The organism is Enterococcus sp. BSD2780061688st2 D3, assembly GCF_005844145.1.
In the GTDB taxonomy this organism is placed as follows: domain Bacteria; phylum Bacillota; class Bacilli; order Lactobacillales; family Enterococcaceae; genus Enterococcus_B; species Enterococcus_B durans.
On sequence record NZ_SPHN01000047.1, the window covers coordinates 1 to 3,549 of the forward strand.

At 32.2% G+C, this 3,549-nt stretch carries 4 protein-coding genes; 2 read left to right on the forward strand and 2 right to left on the reverse strand.

The window, feature by feature from the left end; all coding sequences use genetic code 11:
• The first annotated feature begins 229 nt into the window (after positions 1-229).
• Entirely contained in the window at positions 230-691 is a 462-nt protein-coding gene (locus FGQ66_RS14830; protein WP_138302651.1) for a helix-turn-helix transcriptional regulator, read from the forward strand.
• A gap of 239 nt (positions 692-930) precedes the next feature.
• Here FGQ66_RS14830 and FGQ66_RS14835 read toward each other — a convergent pair whose 3' ends face one another.
• Together FGQ66_RS14835 and FGQ66_RS14840 are read right to left on the reverse strand one after the other, a co-directional pair.
• Positions 931-1,200, reverse strand: coding sequence for a bacteriocin immunity protein (locus tag FGQ66_RS14835; RefSeq protein ID WP_138302652.1), 270 nt, complete (start codon positions 1,198-1,200; stop codon positions 931-933).
• A gap of 272 nt (positions 1,201-1,472) precedes the next feature.
• Positions 1,473-1,946 carry a hypothetical protein gene (locus FGQ66_RS14840; protein ID WP_230315324.1) on the reverse strand — a complete coding sequence of 158 codons (474 nt, stop codon included), beginning with the start codon at positions 1,944-1,946 and terminating at the stop codon, positions 1,473-1,475.
• A gap of 732 nt (positions 1,947-2,678) precedes the next feature.
• Between FGQ66_RS14840 and FGQ66_RS14845 the strand changes: the two genes are divergently transcribed.
• Positions 2,679-3,413 carry a GNAT family N-acetyltransferase gene (locus FGQ66_RS14845; protein ID WP_230315325.1) on the forward strand — a complete coding sequence of 245 codons (735 nt, stop codon included), beginning with the start codon at positions 2,679-2,681 and terminating at the stop codon, positions 3,411-3,413.
• The last annotated feature ends 136 nt before the right edge of the window (positions 3,414-3,549 follow it).

The following is a 3,549-nucleotide window of genomic DNA, read 5'->3' on the forward strand; positions in this document are numbered from 1 at the left end:
TGGTAACTTCAATATAACATGGAATTCACGTGGCGTTTTTTTTATTTTAAATGGCTAAGTTCATTATAAAATCCGCCTTTTTTTGAAATCATTTCTGAACACTCCTTTAATTATATTTACAAAACAATCGTACTATGCAAATATATAAGTAGCCATCAAGTTTGCTTTACATAGCCCTTTACATTGCACTTTACTTATCGTTTTATAAATTTTTTGCAAGGAGGATCACATGATTAACGTATCTTACAAAATAAAAAGTGAACGCCTTAAAAATAATTTCACTCAGGAGGATTTGGCAGAAAAGATTTTTGTTTCTAGGCAAACTATTTCTAGCTGGGAAAATGGTCGTTCCCTTCCAAACTATGAAAACCTTGTTCTGTTATCAAAGCTTTTCAATATCCCCATTGATCACTTTTATTCAGCTCCTGATTTAGAAAAAAATAGAGATATGCACTCTGATGGCGGAAAACACAAGTCAACAAAATCTGAACTATGGAACGTAGGCTTAATAATTTTATTGGTAATATCCGTTTTCATTCCTTATTCAGCTCCTATCTCTCTTTGTGTTCTTTTTACATGGAAAGAAAAAGTTACCCCAAAATTTTTTACAACAGCACTCTTTTTTATCATTTTTGTTACCACTCTGGAAGTTTTAGTAACCATCTTTGTACTGACTCATTTTTTACTTTAATCTCTTACATACTAGAGTTTTCACTTTATTCTTTCGATGTTTTCTATGTTTTTATTGATCCACTAACATCAAGGTGAGTTTGAACACGAGTAGCCTTTTTCCGTAAAATATACGAATTTGTTTTTATCATAAAAAAGTTCTAGTAATAATACTGGCTGCAGAAGAACGTGGGACAAAAGTAAGAAACACTTTTATCTCATTCTTTAAAAACGAATGAACGGTGGGAGCAGAAGCAACTCCTACAACGCAGACCATCCAGAAGGTCTTCTTATGATGGCGAACAAATCCAAAAGAACTTTTGGTACTTGAAAGTGATTTCTTATAGTAAAACCGACTACATATCTATCAAACTCTTTTTTATAGTCATAAAAAACTTCTCTATCTAATGCCTGATTTCTGATTCTATTTAATAATGCACTCAATTCTTCATCATTTTGAATATCCGTATCACTCAAAGCTAACGAAGTTAACTCAATAATCCTATCTATCTGATCATTTTTATTAGCCATAATTACTCCTATAATCTTAAAAATTTTTATACTACTTTTTGCTTGTTCTTTTTCACAGTTTTTCTCCAACTCTTTTGAAATAGACTATATTGATAGCACTAATCGAATATGTTTTGCCAAAAAAGTATATTTCAGAAATATTATTTTGATTATGCCATGAAGCGCCACTTTATGATGTCTTTCTTTACCCTTTTTCCTCTTGAGTTAAAGATATAAAAATACCTTTGGATCAATTGACAAAATTTTACGATTCAATGGAACGTTTATAACTACTATTGCTTTAGTTCATTTGTTTGTTCAAATGCAGAAATATAATCCATAAAATAAATATCTTTTTTTGCAACATTCTCATACGTAATGCCAGATAATATACGAGCATCAGAAGATAAAAGTAAACTGTTTGTTTCGACTATCCCCACTGATTTGTCGATAAATACATATATTTGCTCATCTTCAAACAACGAATCTGTCCTATTATTAAACTTGGACGCTTGTTGGTAATATTTCTTACTCTTTTCATTGTTTATCACATTAAAAAGCTTTATTGATACATTTCTTGTCGGATTATAATAGATCGAATTCACGACATTTATTGTTAATAATTCAATACGCTTTTTTAGAAAAAAATCAATCGGCTTTTCCTCTATATCAACGATTTGCTTCAAAACATCCATTATTTTTTTTCGTTCATCCACATATATAAAAGAATCTTCATACTTGGTTAATAACTCAGAAAAATTCAGCAATTTTTTCTCCTTTCACTAGTTAGTAACTACAACCCCATCATTGACTACACCTGAACGCCACTCATAGACAAGATAGTAGTCACCTTTTGCTTGTTGGAACAGTGTTGGCACCCATGCCATTTTGGTTCATTTATTGGAACTTTGACTTTGATACGCTGTCAACTTTACCGCCGTCTTTCATGATGTTGTAAAAGTGAATTGTTTACATCGTTCCCTTTTTATGCTCATTGTAGCATAGCTATCTTCGTTTTTTGATTTTTCAAATGAGTTGATTTTATTTTGATTCCTACACAAAAAGTTTCTGAATGAGATAAAGCAGAGCGAAAAAAAGCAAGAACTTCTGTTGAAAACATTTCCTGAAAAAATGGAGACAGTTGGGATCATCATAAAATGGATTTCGAAAACGTAATGTTTACTAACCCGATTAAATCACTACAAAATCTGTTATTTAGTAGAGGATGTATTGTTTGAATAATACTAGCAAAACTTAATCATTACCCTCGATATGTTTGGCAATGTTCTATCATTCACATAAACCGATGTTGTAGTTCTTCGTACAATGTAAGAAAAAAACGAAGAACAGATTGTAAAGGAGCATAAATAAGTGTATAGAGTAGAAAAATATAAAAATCATGCCAGGTACGATGAACAATATAATGAAATCCATCAATTTTATTAGCGTTTTGCGATAGCGGATTCAATGAACATTTTCATTGGGCACGCTTTGAATGGATGATAGGTCATTCTTTATTAGAAGAAAATAAGCTTGATCGGCTTACGGTATTCAAAAATCAACGAGGAACGGTTGTTGTTTTAGTTCTCTTTGATACTTTTTATGCTGATAGGTATTATTTTGTGCATAATGGTGATGAGCAGCTGGTTAGAGAAATGGTTGCTATTTTAATTGAACAGAGTGATGATCGTATTCCGATCAAAGTGAATTCAAATGATTGGCTTTTGGCAAAAATAGTACAAGAAAAAAATTTCAAAAGAATACGGCTGGAAGATCATGTACTACAAATTACATTAACAGACAAACGCGATTATCATGTACCAGATAGCTACTTTATTTCACCAAAAGACTTTATTTATGATAAAGACAGTTATCAATCAGTTATCCATAAAGGATTTGAAGATGAAGGCGAACCAGTGAAAGGCGCGCAACACTACTTCATGTCTAGTCCTCATTTCAATAGTGAATTAAAAGTGTTCGCTTTTGATCATTTAGAATACACTGCGCATTGTGGGATATGGTATACAGAAGGCGAAACGGCGTATATTGAATCAGTTGTGACAATTCCCCGTTGCAGACAACAAGGATTGGCAAAGGCAGTGGTTTATGAAGCCTTGAATCGTTCAAGAGAACTAGGAGCGAAAAGGGCAATTGTTTTGTCTAGTCAACCCTTTTATTATCAGCTTGGTTTTACAGAATCTTCGGCGTTCTATTTATGGGAACATTCTAACTAGTTTATATCGAGTCAAGTTATGTAACAGTTATTTTATAGCTTGAATTGTCCGATTTGTACAAAAACATACTAAGATTAGAGGGTAAATTCATCGACGGATGAAATTACCCTCTAACGCTCTTTTAAGCGTATAGTTG